The 221-nt window shown below is 64.3% G+C and carries 1 protein-coding gene; it reads left to right on the forward strand.

Annotated features, from left to right (window positions below):
• The coding region (locus tag Q1A87_RS24080; protein WP_299657469.1) for a transposase at positions 1-221 on the forward strand (221 nt) is incomplete at both ends.

Below are 221 nucleotides of genomic sequence, written 5' to 3' on the forward strand. Positions count from 1 at the left end.
TTCGTCCGCTGTGCTCCGGCCAGGACCGGGCGTCCGGGCTACCACCCCGCGATGCTGCTGAAGCTTTTCATCTACGGGTATCTGAACCGCATCCCGTCCAGTCGACGGCTCGAGCGCGAGGCGGGGCGCAATGTAGAACTCATGTGGCTGACCGGGCGGCTCGTTCCGGATCACAAGACCATCGCGGACTTCCGGCGTGACAATGGCGTTGGTATCCGTCG

It is taken from the genome of uncultured Jannaschia sp. (genome assembly GCF_947494055.1).
In the GTDB taxonomy this organism is placed as follows: Bacteria; Pseudomonadota; Alphaproteobacteria; order Rhodobacterales; family Rhodobacteraceae; genus Jannaschia.